General features: G+C 65.6%; 12 protein-coding genes and 1 tRNA gene. 3 read left to right on the forward strand and 10 right to left on the reverse strand.

The annotated features are described in order from the left end of the window. Positions 1-70 precede the first annotated feature (70 nt). Positions 71-748 (reverse strand): ParA family protein, encoded by a 678-nt coding sequence (locus NLM15_RS38630; RefSeq protein WP_025032179.1) that lies wholly within the window; start codon positions 746-748, stop codon positions 71-73. 410 nt (positions 749-1,158) lie between these two features. Further along, a complete protein-coding gene (locus tag NLM15_RS38635; protein WP_254123202.1) occupies positions 1,159-1,545 on the reverse strand; it encodes a hypothetical protein in 387 nt (128 codons plus the stop codon). Positions 1,546-1,957: 412 nt separating this feature from the next. Here NLM15_RS38635 and NLM15_RS38640 point away from each other — a divergent pair, with 412 nt between their 5' ends. Next, the gene (locus NLM15_RS38640; protein WP_254123203.1) at positions 1,958-2,893 is read left to right on the forward strand and encodes an AEC family transporter; all 936 of its coding nucleotides are present in this window, start codon (positions 1,958-1,960) and stop codon (positions 2,891-2,893) included. Between the two features lie 23 nt (positions 2,894-2,916). On the opposite strand, the gene tenA is transcribed toward NLM15_RS38640, so the two are convergent. Then, positions 2,917-3,591 (reverse strand): thiaminase II, encoded by a 675-nt coding sequence (gene tenA, locus NLM15_RS38645; RefSeq protein ID WP_254123204.1) that lies wholly within the window; start codon positions 3,589-3,591, stop codon positions 2,917-2,919. 174 nt (positions 3,592-3,765) lie between these two features. On the opposite strand from tenA, the gene NLM15_RS38650 reads away from it, so the two are divergent. Further along, on the forward strand, positions 3,766-3,963 hold the full coding sequence (locus NLM15_RS38650) for an AEC family transporter (protein ID WP_254123205.1): 198 nt from the start codon (positions 3,766-3,768) through the stop codon (positions 3,961-3,963). Here NLM15_RS38650 and NLM15_RS38655 read toward each other — a convergent pair. The 4 genes from NLM15_RS38655 to NLM15_RS38670 all read right to left on the reverse strand — a co-directional run bounded on the left by NLM15_RS38655 (position 3,956) and on the right by NLM15_RS38670 (position 6,177). Continuing rightward, entirely contained in the window at positions 3,956-4,435 is a 480-nt protein-coding gene (locus NLM15_RS38655; protein WP_254123206.1) for an RES family NAD+ phosphorylase, read from the reverse strand. The two genes, NLM15_RS38650 and NLM15_RS38655, sit on opposite strands and share 8 nt — an antisense overlap. A gap of 9 nt (positions 4,436-4,444) precedes the next feature. Then, complete coding sequence (locus NLM15_RS38660; protein ID WP_254123207.1) at positions 4,445-5,164, reverse strand: antitoxin Xre/MbcA/ParS toxin-binding domain-containing protein; 720 nt, start codon at positions 5,162-5,164, stop codon at positions 4,445-4,447. A gap of 314 nt (positions 5,165-5,478) precedes the next feature. Next, a tRNA-His gene (locus NLM15_RS38665) sits at positions 5,479-5,555 on the reverse strand. Positions 5,556-5,742: 187 nt separating this feature from the next. Further along, on the reverse strand, positions 5,743-6,177 hold the full coding sequence (locus tag NLM15_RS38670; protein ID WP_254123208.1) for a phasin: 435 nt from the start codon (positions 6,175-6,177) through the stop codon (positions 5,743-5,745). Between the two features lie 691 nt (positions 6,178-6,868). On the opposite strand from NLM15_RS38670, the gene NLM15_RS38675 reads away from it, so the two are divergent. Beyond that, positions 6,869-10,243, forward strand: coding sequence for a PAS domain-containing protein (locus NLM15_RS38675; RefSeq protein ID WP_254123209.1), 3,375 nt, complete (start codon positions 6,869-6,871; stop codon positions 10,241-10,243). 30 nt (positions 10,244-10,273) lie between these two features. Here the strand turns inward: NLM15_RS38675 and NLM15_RS38680 are convergent, their stop codons facing one another. The 3 genes from NLM15_RS38680 to serA form a co-directional block, all read right to left on the reverse strand. Then, positions 10,274-11,842, reverse strand: a complete 1,569-nt coding sequence (locus NLM15_RS38680) for an FAD-dependent oxidoreductase (protein ID WP_254123210.1) — start codon at positions 11,840-11,842, stop codon at positions 10,274-10,276. 275 nt (positions 11,843-12,117) lie between these two features. Then, positions 12,118-13,290 carry a thiolase family protein gene (locus NLM15_RS38685; RefSeq protein ID WP_063687393.1) on the reverse strand — a complete coding sequence of 391 codons (1,173 nt, stop codon included), beginning with the start codon at positions 13,288-13,290 and terminating at the stop codon, positions 12,118-12,120. 153 nt (positions 13,291-13,443) lie between these two features. After that, positions 13,444-15,033 (reverse strand): phosphoglycerate dehydrogenase, encoded by a 1,590-nt coding sequence (gene serA / locus NLM15_RS38690; protein WP_254123211.1) that lies wholly within the window; start codon positions 15,031-15,033, stop codon positions 13,444-13,446. Between the last annotated feature and the right edge of the window lie 54 nt (positions 15,034-15,087).

Genomic DNA, 15,087 nt, shown 5'->3' on the forward strand with positions numbered 1-15,087 from the left:
TAGTGATCCCCCACAAACGCAAAACGCGCGACATTCGCGCGTTTTCCGTCCGGGGAATGAATTATGAAAATTATGCCGCCTGCTTGTGCATTGCGCCGGAAGCCGACGCCGTGCCGCGAATAGCCTTCACTGAACGCTCGATCGCCGCCCACAGCCTTGCGATTTCCTGGGCCGCACGGCTCTCGGCCTGATACTCGCGCGCGCCTTCGCCGTGGCTGAGCGCCATCAACAAATCAGAACGGTTGGTGATCTGGCCGCCCCACACCGGAGCGCGGAATTTCGCCAGCGCCTCACGGGCGATGGTGACGATCGGGCTTTCGGCCTCGTCGCGCTTGGCCGGCGCACCGTTGAGCACGACAGCGTAGGGCTTGCGCGCCGCGCGGCACATCTGGATGGTTTCCTGCACCGCGTTGACGTCGAACACGCCGGGCCGCGCCGGAATGACCACCATCGTCGCGTTCTTGATCGCGTCGTCGACGACGGCCGAGAGGTTTGGCGGCGTGTCGATCAACACCCATTCATAACCGTCGCGCTTGGCAGCGGAGACGATGCCGCTGACCGAGTTCACGGCAGCCTTGATCGGCGGCTCGTTGGTGCCGCGCAGCTTGTGCCACAGCGTGAGCGAGCCCTGCGGATCCGCGTCCACCAGCATGACCTGCTTGCTCGCCTTGATCTGCGCAGCAAGATGTGCGGCGAGGGTACTCTTGCCCGAGCCGCCTTTACGCGATGCGAAAACAATAACGTTCATACCCTTGGCCTCCAGATTGACCCCAGGCCGCGAAAATGAATCACCACGCTGATTCGGGAAAGAAAAATTTATCGGCAGTTGCCTTGCCGCCACGAAATAACAAGACGTGTTGGCTTTTGAGTCACACTGCTGTGAGCGACCGCGACACAAACTGCAATGAAACGCCGTTCACGCCGGTAATCGTGCGTTTTCCAGGCGGCAATGCGGGACAAAACGGCATGCAACCTCACCGCGCAAATCCTCTCGCAGCTCTCCGCCATCGAACGCGACCGTAATTGTCGCAAATGTCCGCATGGGAAGGCGAACAAAAGGAGTCCGGTGGCTGTCGCGTGGCTGATGCCCGAACATGCAAATGCCCGGGCCATCCTGCCCGGGCATGAGTTTCAGCCGAGGAACGCAGCGCCCCGCGCTCAGCCTTCGCTGGAGTTCTTCTTCCTGGCCGTCTTCGGCGCCGGCTTGGTGCTCTTCTTCGCGGACTTTGCCGGGGAGCTCTTGATGCTGGTCGGCTTGCCGGCGCGGACCTCGCCCCGCTCCGGTCCCGACCGGAAGAACGCCCGGCACTGCGGCGAGAGCTGCGACTTCTTCTGGATCATGCAGGCGGTGATGGCATCGACGTTCGGAACGAACTCGCCGCACAGCCGCATCGCATCCGGCGTGCAGGCCTGCTGCTCTTCCTGCGTGTAGGCAAAGCCGGCGCCGGGTTGGACCAGGACGGCCAAGCCAAGAGCAAGGGCAAGCGCAAGGGTAAGCGAACGGCTTGCAGCGGCCAAGGATTGCTTGAAGCGAAACGCCGGCATCGATCCCCCCAAATGTCGAGTCGGAGCGAATAGTGGGTGAACGGGCGTTCGTTGGCAACGAGGCTCGCGGCGAAAGCTCGGACGTGTGCGGTCTCGGCAACAGGCGGTCGGACTGGCACCAAGCCCGCTCAGCCCAGCGCCAGCGGCACTCTGCAGCCGTCATCACCCGCCTTGTGCGCAATTGCGCACAAGGCGGGTGATGACGGCTGTGGGCGGGGTAAGACCCGCCCTTCCAACAAAAAATGGGAAAACAACCCCATGCACAGTAGCCATGTCCCGGCAAACGCTACGGATTTCCAGGCGCTCTTACGGATTTTTCGAATCCGTTTTGACTCGTCGGGCAAAACAGGGGCATAATGCCATCGTTCGGAATTGCGCGGGGTGGTCAGCTTCCCCTTGAGGTGAGGGTCGCATGGCCACCGTGTTGATCGTCGCGCCGGTGTTCGCCCTGATCGCGGCCGGCTATGCGGCGGTGCTGTTTCGCTTCGTCACCGAGACCGCGCACAAGGGCATCTCCGAATTCGCCTTCAGCATCGCGATCCCTGCCCTGCTGTTCCGCACCATCGTCGTCTCGGAATTCCCCGACGTCAGCCCCTGGCGGATGTGGGGCAGCTATTACGGCGCACTGGCGATCACCTGGATCGCGGCGCTGGCTCTCTCAGTGCTGCTGCGCGCGCGGCGCGAGGATCGCGAGGACGGCGTCGTGTTCGCGATCGGCTCGGTCTACGGCAACATCGTGATGCTCGGCATTCCGCTCGTGCTCTCGGCGCTCGGCAACGAGGCGGCGGGGCCGATGGCGCTGATCCTGTCGGTGAACACGCCGCTGCTCTGGCTCTGCGGCATTTTGCAGATGGAGCTGGTCAGCCAAAAACGGACCGGCTCGCCGCTGTCGGTGATCCGCCCCGTGCTCGCCGACCTCGCGCGCAACCCGCTGATGCTGGCGATCGGCTTCGGCGTGGTCTGGCGCTTCACCGGCCTCGGCCTCAACCCGGTGGTCGACCGGACGGTCGAGCTGCTCGCCCAGGCGGGATCGCCGGCCGCGCTGATCGCGCTCGGCATCAACCTGTTCCGCTTCGAGGTGAAGGGCGAGAAGCTCAGCATCCTCGTGATGTGCGCGCTCAAGCTCGCGGCGATGCCCGCCGCCGCGTTCGTGCTCGCAAAGCTGCTCGGCCTGCCGCCGGTCGCAGCCGGCGTGATCGTGCTGTTCGCGGCGATGCCGACCGGCGCGAACGCCTACATCTTCGCGGCGCAGTATCAGCGGCTGGTGAACCCGGTGTCGGGCGCGGTGGCGCTGGGCACGCTGCTGGCGGCGCTGACGTTGCCGGTGGTGGTGATGGTGGTGAGGTAGGACGCCTGACGATGCCGAAACCGCTATTCGACGCGCTGGCCCACGCGCCAGCCCATCTCCCAGAAGTCCGCCTCGAGCCGGGTGGCTTCCTTGAAGATCGCAATCAGTTCGGCCTCGCGGGCCGGCGTGGCGTAGAGATCGGCGAGATGCTCCAGATGCGCCTGCGCCTTGGCAGCGACCTCCTGGTACGGCGCGCCGGCGTACTCGGCGATCCAGACGCGGTAGGCGTTCGTCGCGGCGTCCGCGCCGGGTCGCGCCGCAAGCCGCGTTGCAATCTCCGCGTACCCGATCACGCAAGGCGCCAGCGCCACCTTGAGTGCCAGCAGATCACCGCGCATTCCCGCGTCGAGCACGTAGCGTGTATAGGCCAGCATCTCGGCCGCCGGAGGAGCCTGTTCGAGGTCGGCCGGCGATAGACCCCAATCGGCACAGAGCTTCACATGCAGGTTCATCTCGACATCAAGGATGGCCGAAAGGCCGGCCGCTGCTTCCCGCATGTCGGCAAGTTTGGGCGACTTGTAGACCGCGAGCGCGTACGCGCGCGCAAACTCGATCAAGAACAGGTAGTCTTGAACGAGGTAGTGACGAAACGCAGCTTCAGGGAGCGAGCCGTCCGCCAATCCGTTCGTGAAGGGATGCTCGGTGTAAGCCCGCCACTCAACGGATGCTTCTGTCTTGAGACGCTCGAAGAAACTCACGATCTTTTTCGCCTGGCTTGCTGTTCCATGAACGTCGTTGGCTCGCTACCGATAACGCATTGCGAACCGGGGAGCTACGGGGACCGCGCACAAAATCGGCTTTGAGCGGCGTTGCGGATAGGGCCCTCCCCGCTTCGGGAGTTTGGTGCACTGTCATCGTAATCGTCGGCAATTGTGCTCGCCAAGTTGCTCGGCCTGCCGCCGGTTGCAGCGAGCGTGATCGTGCTGTTCGCGGCGACGCCGACCGGCGCGAACGCCTACATCTTCGCGGCGCAGTACCAGCGGCTGGTGAACCCGGTGTCGGGCGCGGTGGCGCTGGGGACGTTGCTGGCGGCGGTGACGTTGCCGGTGGTGGTGGCGGGGGTTAGGTAGGTCGGCCCGCCCTCTGCCCGAACAGCCGCTGGTCGTGGGGATAACGCGCCACATGCGACACGCGGATGCGCGCGGCGTCCTTGTGTCTCGGATTGATGATGTAGTTTTGCGAGAACGGCACGATGACCGATGGCACCGACACCATCGCCGTGCGTGCATCAACGAACCAAGGCCGCAACAAGCCGCGCGTCACTCTGGGATCATCAACCCAATCCGGTGATATTTTTTCGATATCGGTCAAGCCTACCGTTCCGACGGCGAGATCATCGGGCACGTCGATGCCGAGCAGCTGATAGCTGGTCGGCAGGTCCTCGACATCGATTTCCAGATGCACCATCACTTCGAGCAGCGCCGAAGCCGGATGATCCGCGGCGTAGACCACGTGCCGGCCGCGATCATGCCAGCGGCCGTCGGCCTTCAGGCCGCCGATGCCTGACAGATCGTCGAAATTGGAGATACGCCAGATCCTCACGCCAAATCCTCAGGCAAGGATGCCGTGATCGATCCTGTGCAACATCTCCTCGACGACACGCGCCCCCGCCTCCGTCGCGAGGTAGGCCAGCGGCGTTTCCCCGCGCAGTGCCTTCTTGGGCTTGCGCAGCCAGCGGTGCGCCTTCGCGGCCTCGCCGAAGACGTTCGCGGCCAGCCGATCGACCCGCGCCAACCGCACCGCCTTGTCGGTCTCCTCGACCGTCAGCGGCTCGCCATCCGACAGCCGCCGCGCCAGCGTACGCTTGGGCACGACGAGCGCGAAAATCTCGTCGTCGCTGTAGTTGGCAAGACGCTTGAGCGCAGCGGGCTCGATCCGAAACAGGCTGTTGGCGTCAATGACGACATTGAACAGCTCAGCCGAGGCCAGCTCTTCATCCGAGGCATCCCTGCTAAGCCCGAGCGACGGCGCATCGGTGACGGTGGAGAGCCCCGTGACCGCATCGAAATGCCCGCGCACGACGAGCGCGCCGGGGTGCTGTTCATAGGTCTGGTCCGGCTCGGCGGCGGACGGGCGTTCAATTGCCGCCCTGCGCGATTTGTCGGGTGGAGATTTGTGCGTCGGCTTCGATGACGGCTTGCGGTCAGGCCGCTGAGTCAGGGCTCCCGCCGCGATCGTCGTGATCTGTTTGTTGGTCAGCGAGCCGGGGGCACGAAGCCCGCGCGAGACTGTTGAACCAACGCCTTTGCCAGTCCGCTCGTTCTTTGCCATGGCAACCGCCGTAATGCCAAATGCCTAAAAAATTCGACCAAGTGGCATTTAAGCACATCGGTTGCCGGATTCAAGCGCGGCCCCGCGGATCGACAACGAGGAGTTTCGTGCACTGTCACCGCAATTCGAATTCGAAGATGCCGTCCGTCAGTTTTTGAAGGCGTTGCAAATCGCAGGAGTGGCCCTGCCTTCCGATTCGATCGAGAACATCGTCGACCTTTTCAAGAAGCGGACGTAGGGGCACGTCGCTACCTAAGTCCGCACCTCATAGGGAACGAACAATCGCGGTAGATTCCGGATGCTTGAAAAATCATTGGTACAGTTGGGTGGGCTCGAACCACCGACCTCCTGTTCCACAGACAGGCGCTCTAACCAACTGAGCTACAACTGCATCCTTGCGAGCCGCCCTCAAGGGCTGCCTGAAAAGGCCGTAAGGGGGCTGGACGGGGCGGAAACTAGGTGCAACGGCCCGGTTTGGCAAGGCCGTAACCGACCTAAAATCCGGCGGAAATCACCTTATTCCAGAACAAAACCCGGGCCTCGCGGCCCGGGTTTCTTATTTTAACCAACCGCCTGGATCAGGCGGCGGGCGGGTAGAGCTTCGAGGCGCTGGCCTTGATCGGCTCGGCGGTCTCGGCAGCGACGCGCTGGCCGATCTCGAACAGCTCCCTGGCCTGGGACTGGAAGGTCTCGAGCTGCTTGCGGGAATGGTTGGACCACAGCGAAAACGCCTCCGACGGCGACTTCACGCCGAACAGCTCCTGGGCGAAGTCGAGGTGGGCACTGCTGTTGGCCTTCATGAACTCCACCAGCTTGGCGGTGTACTCGCTCGCGCCCTTGTTGGCGGAGGTGAACACGGCTTCGACGGTGCCGTTGTGGCTCTCGGCGGCGTCCTTGAACTTGGCGTAGCTCTCACGGGCCTGCGACACGCCCTTTTCGGCGAACGCACGCATCTGCTCGGGAACCTCGAACGGGATGATCGAGGCAGAAAACGGATCAGTCGCAGCTGTCATGGTTGGTCCCTCACGCTAATGAAAAATGGAGTGAGCCTTCTGGCGCTGCCCGCCGGCCCCGACCTAGGCCTCAAATTCAGCGGGAACGAAGACTGGAAACGCGAAACAAACGAATGGCTCGTCCAGCGCCCAGGAGTATCGCTGCCTAACATGTCAACATTGTGCACCGCAATGTGATCGGGGCGGCGGCGAGAAAATTTAATCCCGGGGAGGGTGAGGTTCCCGGTCAAGGGAACCGGGGGTTGAGGTATGCCGGTGCGGAAAACGTGGAGAAGGCGGCGCTCGCTGGCGTCTTACCCTCCCCTGGAGGGGGAGGGTCGATCGCGCGAAGCGCGAGCGGGGTGGGGTGATCCCTCCACCCAGGCGGCGCATCCGGGGAGAGACTGTCACCCCACCCCGTCTCGCATCTCGCTGCGCTCGATACGAGCCGACCCTCCCCCTCCAGGGGAGGGTGCAGATCGCGTCGCCTCGGCAAGCCGGTTTGACAAGCCCCGCCAGCGAATCCTGCGGATGCAATCGATGTGCGGCTTGCGGGGTCAGCCGGATTAAGGTTATCGCGGCTTAGGGCCGGTTGCCGGGACCGGGGCCGTGGACCTGCCCGCGCCCGCGCGCGATACTAACCCTTTCTTAAGGCTGTCATTCCGGCGGCCTTGCACAATGATGCTGACAAGCGAGACTTGAAGCCGGTCGGATGACGAGTTCGGATTTCCAGTTGCGAGGCGTGGGCGATCCCCGGCTGGCCGTGCACGCGACCTCGCCGCTGCCCGCCTGGCTCTGGTCGATCGACGGCACGCGCGTGCTCTGGGCCAATCCGGTCGGCGCAAGACTGTTCGGCGCGGCCAATGCCACAGCCCTCGCGGACAGGACCTTTGGCCCGGCGGACAGCCATCGCCGTCAGGTCGCCCGGCTCGCCCGCCAGCTACCGGCGAACGGCGCCGTCAGGCTCGAACGTCTGCGCGGCTTCGGCGCCCGCCTCGGCACGCTGATGACCTGCGCCTGCGCGCGCCTCGAATTTGCCGATGGCCAGCATGGTCTGCTCGTCACCGCGATGGACCCGACGCTGCGCGCCATGCCGCTGGTCGAGCGGCTGCACCGCCTCGTCGACGGCGCCAAGGTGCCGATGGCGGCGTTCGCGCGCGACGGCCTGTTCGTCGGCGCCAGCGAAGCCGCCCATTCCCTGCTCGGCTTTCGCGATCTCGGCGATGCCGACCTCGACCAGACCCGCAGCGATGCGCTGACGAAAGGCCGCGCCGAGACGCCGATCGGCATCGGCAAGATGGTGCTGCAACGGGTCGGCGTGGGTGCCGATGTCGGCCTGGTCGCGTTGATCGAGCCTGCGGCGCCTGCCGAACCAGCGCCCGAGAGCACGCCGGATGCCGCAGCTGAAGCGCCGGTTGAATCCGCGCCGCACGCCGCGGCGATGCCGGGCGCGCCGCCGCCATCCGCAGCGGTGCCGGCCGGGATCGCATTGTTCGACGCCTTCGCCGATCCCATCGAAGAGACCGCACAGGCACCGGAGCAAGAGCCGGAGCAGGAAGCGCTCGCCCAGGCCGCCGACATCGTGCCGAAAACTCCGGTTGAAAACTTGGCCGAAGCCATCGTGTCGCCGCAGGCCGCGCCAATCACCTCACACATGGTCGAACCGCCGCCGGGCCACGCAGAGCCGCCCGCACCGCGTCAGCATCCGCTGCGCTTCCTGTGGCAGATGGATGCGGACGGTCGCTTCGTGCTCGCAACCGGCGAGTTCATCCACCTGATGGGCGCGCACACGGCCGCCGGCTTCGGCCGCCCCTGGCGCGAGATCGCCGACGAATTTGCGCTCGACCCCGAGGGCCGCGTCGCGCAGGCGCTGGCCAGCCGCGACACCTGGGCCGGGATCACCGTGAACTGGCCGGCCGATGGCGGCGAGCATCTGCCGGTCGAGCTTGCAGGCCTGCCGGTCTACGATCACGCGCGCAATTTTGCGGGCTTCAAGGGCTTTGGCGTCTGCCGCGATCTCGACGGCCTCAACCGGCTCGAGGCGCTCCGGCGCTTCGAGCAGCTCGCCGCGCCGGCCGCGCAGCGCGGCCTCTCCGCCGACGTCGTCGCGCCCGATCCCGAGCCGGAGCCCGTGGCGGAGGCCCCGCCTCCACCGAGCGAGCCGCCCGCAGCCAAGCCCGAGCCGACACCTGAAGCTGACCTGCCCGCCCCCGCCCCCGACGCGAATTCACACCCAACCGATCCGGAAACGCCAGTGGAAACGCCTCCCAATGTCGTGCCGTTCCGTCCGCCCGGCGATGTCAGATCACTCAGTGATCAGAGATCGCCGACGCTGACCCCGGTCGAGAACAGCGCGTTCAACGAGCTCGCCCGGCAATTGTCCGAGCGGCTAGAGCGCGAGCGCGAGACGATCGCAGCCGGCACGTCCGAGCCGCCGGCCGCGGAGAATGCTCCCGAGCCGCCGCTGCCCGAGCCCGAGGCGCCGCAGCCGCCGGAATGGCTGGCCGAGCCGGCGCCGCCCGCGCACGGTCACAGCGTGCGCGACCGCGCGCTGCTCGACCTGTTGCCGACGGGCATCCTGATCTACCGGCTCGACCGGCTGCTCTACGCCAACCCCGCCTTCCTCGCGCGCATGGGCTATGCCGATCTGGGCGCGCTGGAATATGCCGGCGGGCTCGATGCGCTCTATGTCGAGCCGGGCGTATCGTCGGCGAGCAGCACGTCGCAGGCCGGCACGCCTGTCACGATCAGCGCGACGGTGGCGAACGGCGAAGCGCCGCTTCCGACCACCGAAGCGCACCTGCACACGATCGACTGGGACGGCGAGAGCGCGCATGCGCTGATCTGCGCGCTGCCGCAGGCTGCAACGGTGCTCGCTGTCGCTGCGCCGCCCGTCGTCGCCGAGCCTGTTATTGCCGGAGCTGCCGTCGTCGCGGAGTCCTTCCCCTACGCGCCCACGCTCGAGCCCGAGGCCGGCGATGCCGACGCCGAGGATCTCGCCGCGATCCTCGACACCACGGCCGAGGGCATCGTCATGTTCGATGCCGAAGGCAACATCCACGCCTGCAACCGCAGCGCCGAGGCGCTGTTCGGCTATGACGGCGCAGCGCTGATGCAGCAGACCCTGATGACGCTGTTCGCGCCGGAGAGCCAGCAGATCGTCGCCGACTATCTCGAACACCTCAAGAGCCAGGACATATCGAGCCTGCTCGACCACGGCCGCGAGGTGCTGGGCCGCGAGAAGAAGGGCGGCGTCATTCCGCTCGCCATGATCATGGGCCGCACGCGGCCCGACGGCCCGAACTTCTTCGCCGTGTTCCGCGACCTCTCGCAGAGCAAGCAGGGCGAGAGCGAATTGAAGCAGGCGCGCCATCTCGCGAACGGCGCGGCGAATGCCAAGGCCGACATGCTGGCGCGGATCAGCCACGAGATCCGCACGCCGCTCAACGCCATCATCGGCTTCGCCGAGGTGATGATCTCCGAACGCTTCGGCGCGCTCGGCAACGAGCGCTACGGCGAATACATGAAGGACATCCGCGCCTCCGGCGAGCGCGTGATCACCATCATCGACGATCTGCTGGAGCTGTCGCGGATCGAGACCGGCAAGCTCGACCTCTCCTTCGCCAACCTCAACCTCAACGACCTCGTCGAAGCCTGTGTCACGGTGATGCAGCCGCAGGCCAATCGCGAGCGCATCATCATCCGCACCTCGCTCGCGCACGCGCTGCCGCAGGTGAGCGTCGACGCGCGCGCGATGCGGCAGATCACGGTGAACCTGATCTCGAACTCGATCCGGCTCGCCAGCGCCGGCGGCCAGGTCATCGTCTCGACCGCGCTGTCCGATCGCGGCGAGATTGCCTTGCGCATCCGCGACACCGGCCACGGCCTCAGCGAGCGCGAGGTCGCCGCGGCGATGGAGCCGTTCCGCACCCCGCCGCCGGGCGATGCCGCGGACAGTTCGGCGCTCAGCCTGTCATTGACCAAGGCCCTGGTCGAAGCCAACCGCGCCCGGTTCAACATCAAGAGCGCAGCCAATTCCGGCACGCTGATCGAAGTGGTGTTCGCGCCGGCGCTCGCGGGGGCGTGAGGGGTTAATCGCGGCAACGCGCGGCGGCGCTCAGGGATATCCGCGCGCCGCCGTGGATTCGCCGAACCATCGCGCCACGGCCTGAGCGACCTCCTCATGGTCGGGTGCGCCGTCACTGGCCCAGGCCACGAAGCCGTCGGGGCGCACCAGCACGGCGCTCAAGCCCAGCCGGTCGCTGACGTCATCGGTGACATAATTGACCCGATCGCTCCAGCGGCTAGCAAGCGCCTGAAGCGGTGCACGCGCGTCGAAGTCCAGCAACATGCCTTTCGCCGTCCTGAGGCGTTCACCGACCGTCGTGCCGTCAGACAATTCGAAATCGGGAACACTGCGGCCTACAAGCGGAAGGCGGCCGCCGAGATCGTAGCGGAGCGAAACGCCGCGCACGCGCTCGGCGAAATAGGTCGCGCCGTCCCGGGTCCCGATGAGATCGCGAATGATGGCCTGCAGCGCGCGCGTGCTCGGCGTCGGCCGCATGATCGCGACCTGCGCGCGCGACCAGTCGAGGATCTGCGCACCGGCAGGATGCCGCTCGCGCGAATAGCTATCGAGGAGATCCGCCGGCGCCTCGCCGCGGCTCGCAGCAGCCAGCTTCCAGCCCAGGTTCATCGCGTCGCCAAGACCGAGATTGAGGCCCTGGCCGCCCAGCGGCGAATGGACGTGAGCGGCATCGCCCGCCAGCAGCACGCGCCCCTTGCGATACGTCGTTGCCTGATGCGCCCGATCCGTCCAGGTCGCGGCAAGCCGAAGGGCGATGACGGTGACGTCCGTGCGGGAGACGCGGCGCAAGACGCTCTGCACATGCTCGCGCGTGATCGGCTCGGTTCGATGGAAGGCACCACCGTCGAAATCGACCATCGCGATCGTCCCTGATGGCGCGTAGGTGTACATGCCCGTGGGCGTATGGTTGCGACCCGGGCCAAGCTTGTCCGGGTCGGCCAGTTCGACGTCGATGGAATAGCCCGTGAATTCGGGATCGGTGCCGACGAAATCGAATCCGCTCAGCTTGCGCACCGCGCTGCGGCCGCCGTCGCAACCGACCAGCCAGCGTCCGCGGAAGGTCTCGCCAGCCGCCTGCGCCGTCACATCTTCGTCTGAAGCGGTGATGGCATTGACGCCGAAGCCGCGCCGGATCTCGACGCCCAAGCTGCATGCGCGCGCGGCCAGAACGGATTCGAGGGTTTCCATATCGACCGCGATGCTGGCATCCGCCGGCGTCGGCAAATGCCAGGGCCACTTCGCGGCATCGATGTCGTCCTGATAGAACTGAATGCCGGCGAAATGACCTGCGGGCCGGCGCGCCTGCTGCATCCAGTGGGCCGCACTCGTGATCGCACCTGAGCTTGCGCGCTGCGCGATCACGATCTCGTCCAGCAAGCCACGCCGGTAGAAGGCCTCGACTGTCGGAACCGAAAGGCCACGCAGGCCGAACGGAAGTTGCTTCAGGGCCGAATGCGGATTCCGTGATTGCTCCAGCACCAGGACCGAGAGACCCGCGCGCCGCAGTTCGCACGCGAGAAACAGGCCGACGGGGCCGGCACCGGCAATGATGACGTCGTATGGATTCGAGGATTGCAGATTCGGGGATTGGGTTTGCATGAGACGCTCCTGTGGTCGATGTTCGACCGGAGCGTTCCCTGAAACCCGAGAATCACACGGACGAACGATTGGGCGCCTGCGTGGCGTCCGACGTTCGTCGCGGGGATCTCGTGCACAAGGCCAAAGACCAGAGCTTTCGTTACCGAAAGGACTTGGGCTTACCAGACCAAGTCTGCCTTTTCCGACACGAGACGTATAGTTGCGTGACGATTGCTGCGCAACGAAAAAGGCACGGCGCTTGCGACGCCGTGCCTTTCACATTCACGTGGCCTAGATCAGCTGTAGATCTCGAACAGGCCGGCGCCGCCCTGGCCGCCGCCGATGCACATGGTCACGACGCCCCACTTGGCCTTGCGGCGCGCACCTTCCTGGAGGAGGTGACCGGTGAGACGCGCGCCGGTCATGCCGAAGGGATGGCCGATCGCGATCGAGCCGCCGTTGACGTTGTACTTGGCGGGATCGATGCCGAGCTTGTCGCGCGAGTAGAGGCACTGGCTGGCGAAGGCCTCGTTGAGCTCCCACAGATCGATGTCGTCGATCTTCAGGCCGGTGCGCTTCAGCAGCTTCGGGATCGCGAACACCGGGCCGATGCCCATCTCGTCGGGCTCGCAGCCGGCGGTCGCCCAGGCGACGAAGCGGCCGAGCGGCTTGAGGCCGCGCTTCTCGGCATCCTTGGCTTCCATCAGCACCACGGCGGCGGCGCCGTCGGAGAGCTGGCTGGCATTGCCGGCGGTGACGAACTTGCCGGGGCCCTTCACCGGCTCGAGCTTGGCGAGGCCCTCCAGCGTGGTCTCGGGCCGGTTGCACTCGTCACGGTCGACGACGTAATCGACGATCGATTCCGCCTTGGTCTGCTTGTCGACGACCTTCATCTTCGTCTTCATCGGGACGATCTCGTCCTTGTACTTGCCCGCCTGCTGGGACGCAGCCATGCGGCGCTGCGATTCCAGCGAGAACTCGTCCTGGTATTCGCGGCTGAGCTTGTAGCGCTCGGCGACGATGTCGGCGGTGTCGATCATCGCCATGAAGATATCAGGGGCGACCTTGAGCAGCTCCGGATCGATCGATTCCTTCGGCGTCCCGCCGCCCGGCATCGAGATGCTCTCGACGCCGCCCGCGACGATGCAGTCGGCGCCGTCGGAGCGGATCGAGTTGGCGGCCATCGCGATGGTCTGGAGGCCCGAGGAGCAGAAGCGGTTCACCGAGACGCCGGCCGTGGTCTTCGGCAGCCCGGCGAGCAGCGCGGCCTGGCGGCCGATGTTCGGCGCGCCGTGGGCGCAATTGCCGAGATAGCAGTCCTCGACATAGTCCTTCTCGACACCGGCGCGATCGACCGCGTGCTTGATGGCATGGGCCGCGAGCGACATCGGCGGCGTGATGTTGAACCCGCCGCGGCCGGATTTCGCGAGGCCCGTGCGCGCATAGGAAACGATGACGGCTTCACGCATTGTTTTCTCCCTTTCGACGATGGTACGGAGGCGTTGGTACGAGACGTTCTGGGCGCCATTGGTACACAAAGTCCGGCGGTCGCGGGAAAAATAAAAACGCCGCCTCCGGTGAGGGAGGCGGCGTTGTTCCGCGGGTCGGAATATGTCGATGTCTCAGAAATTCAGCGCCTTGACCTGCTTGACCTGCGGCAGGGCCTGCACCTTGGCGAGCAGCTCCGCCGGCACTGTGCCGTCGACCTCGATCAGCGCGATGGCATCGCTTCCCGGCGCGACGCGGCCGAGATGGAAGGTCGCGATGTTGATCTTGGCATCGCCCAGCAGGCTCGCGAACTTGCCGATGAAGCCCGGCTTGTCTTCGTTGGTGACGTAGATCATCGACTTGCCGAACTCGGCGTCGACGCGGATGCCCTTGACGTCGACCAGTCGCGGCTTGCCGTCATGGTACACGGTGCCGGAGACCGAGCGCTCCTGGCGCTCCGTCGCCACCGTGACGGTGATCAGGCTTTCGTAGTCGCTCTGCGCGGCGCGCACGATCTCGTCCACCACCATGCCGCGCTCCTTGGCCACGACGGGGGCGGAGACGACGTTGACCTCGCCCAGCATCGGCCGCAGCAGGCCCGACAGCACCGCGGAGGTGATCGCCTTGATCTTCATCTCGGCGACGTGGCCCTCATAGGTGATGGTGACCTTCGAGATACCGGTCTCGGTGAGCTGGCCTGCGAACGAGCCGAGCTTCTCGGCGAGCGTGATGAACGGCTTCAGCTTCGGCGCTTCTTCCGCCGTGATCGAGGGGAAGTTGACCGCATTCGAGATCGCGCCCGACAGCAAATAGTCCGACATCTGCTCGGCGACCTGGAGCGCGACGTTCTCCTGCGCTTCGGTGGTGGAGGCGCCGAGATGCGGCGTGCAGATCACGTTGGGATGGCCGAACAACACGTTCGCGTTGGCGGGCTCCTCGACGAAGACGTCGAAGGCGGCGCCGGCGATGTGCTTGGAGTTGAGCGCGTCGACCACGGCCTGCTCGTCGACGAGGCCGCCGCGCGCGCAGTTGATCAGGCGCACACCCTTCTTCATCCTGGCGATCGCGCCGGCGTCGATGATGTTTTTGGTCTTCTCGGTCAGCGGGGTGTGCAGCGTGATGAAGTCGGCGCGCTTGAGCAGATCGTCGAGCTCGACCTTCTCGACGCCGATGTCCTTGGCGCGCTCCGGCGACAGGAACGGATCGAAGGCGACGACCTTCATGCGCAGGCCGAGCGCGCGATCGGCGACGATCGAGCCGATGTTGCCGCAGCCGACGACGCCGAGCACCTTGCCGGTGATCTCGACGCCCATGAAGCGGTTCTTCTCCCACTTGCCGGCCTGGGTCGAGGCGTCGGCCTGCGGGATCTCGCGGGCGAGCGCCAGCATCAGCGTGATGGCGTGCTCGGCGGTCGTGATCGAATTGCCGAACGGCGTGTTCATCACGATGATGCCCTTCGCCGTGGCGGCGGGAATCTCGACGTTGTCGACGCCGATGCCGGCGCGGCCGATCACCTTGAGCCTGGTCGCCTTCTCAAGGATCTTGGCGGTCGCCTTGGTCGCGGAGCGGATCGCAAGGCCGTCGTAATTGCCGATGATCTCGGCAAGCTTGTCCTTGTCCTTGCCGAGGTTGGGCTGAAAATCGACCTCGACGCCGCGGTCCTTGAAGATCTGCACGGCAGCGGGAGAGAGCGCGTCGGAAATGAGAACTTTGGGCTTGGTCATGGGATGTGTCCTTCACATCCTCCCCTAGAGGGGGAGGGTCGGCGCGAAGCGCCG

This window comes from Bradyrhizobium sp. CCGB20, from assembly GCF_024199855.1.
Classification (GTDB): domain Bacteria; phylum Pseudomonadota; class Alphaproteobacteria; order Rhizobiales; family Xanthobacteraceae; genus Bradyrhizobium.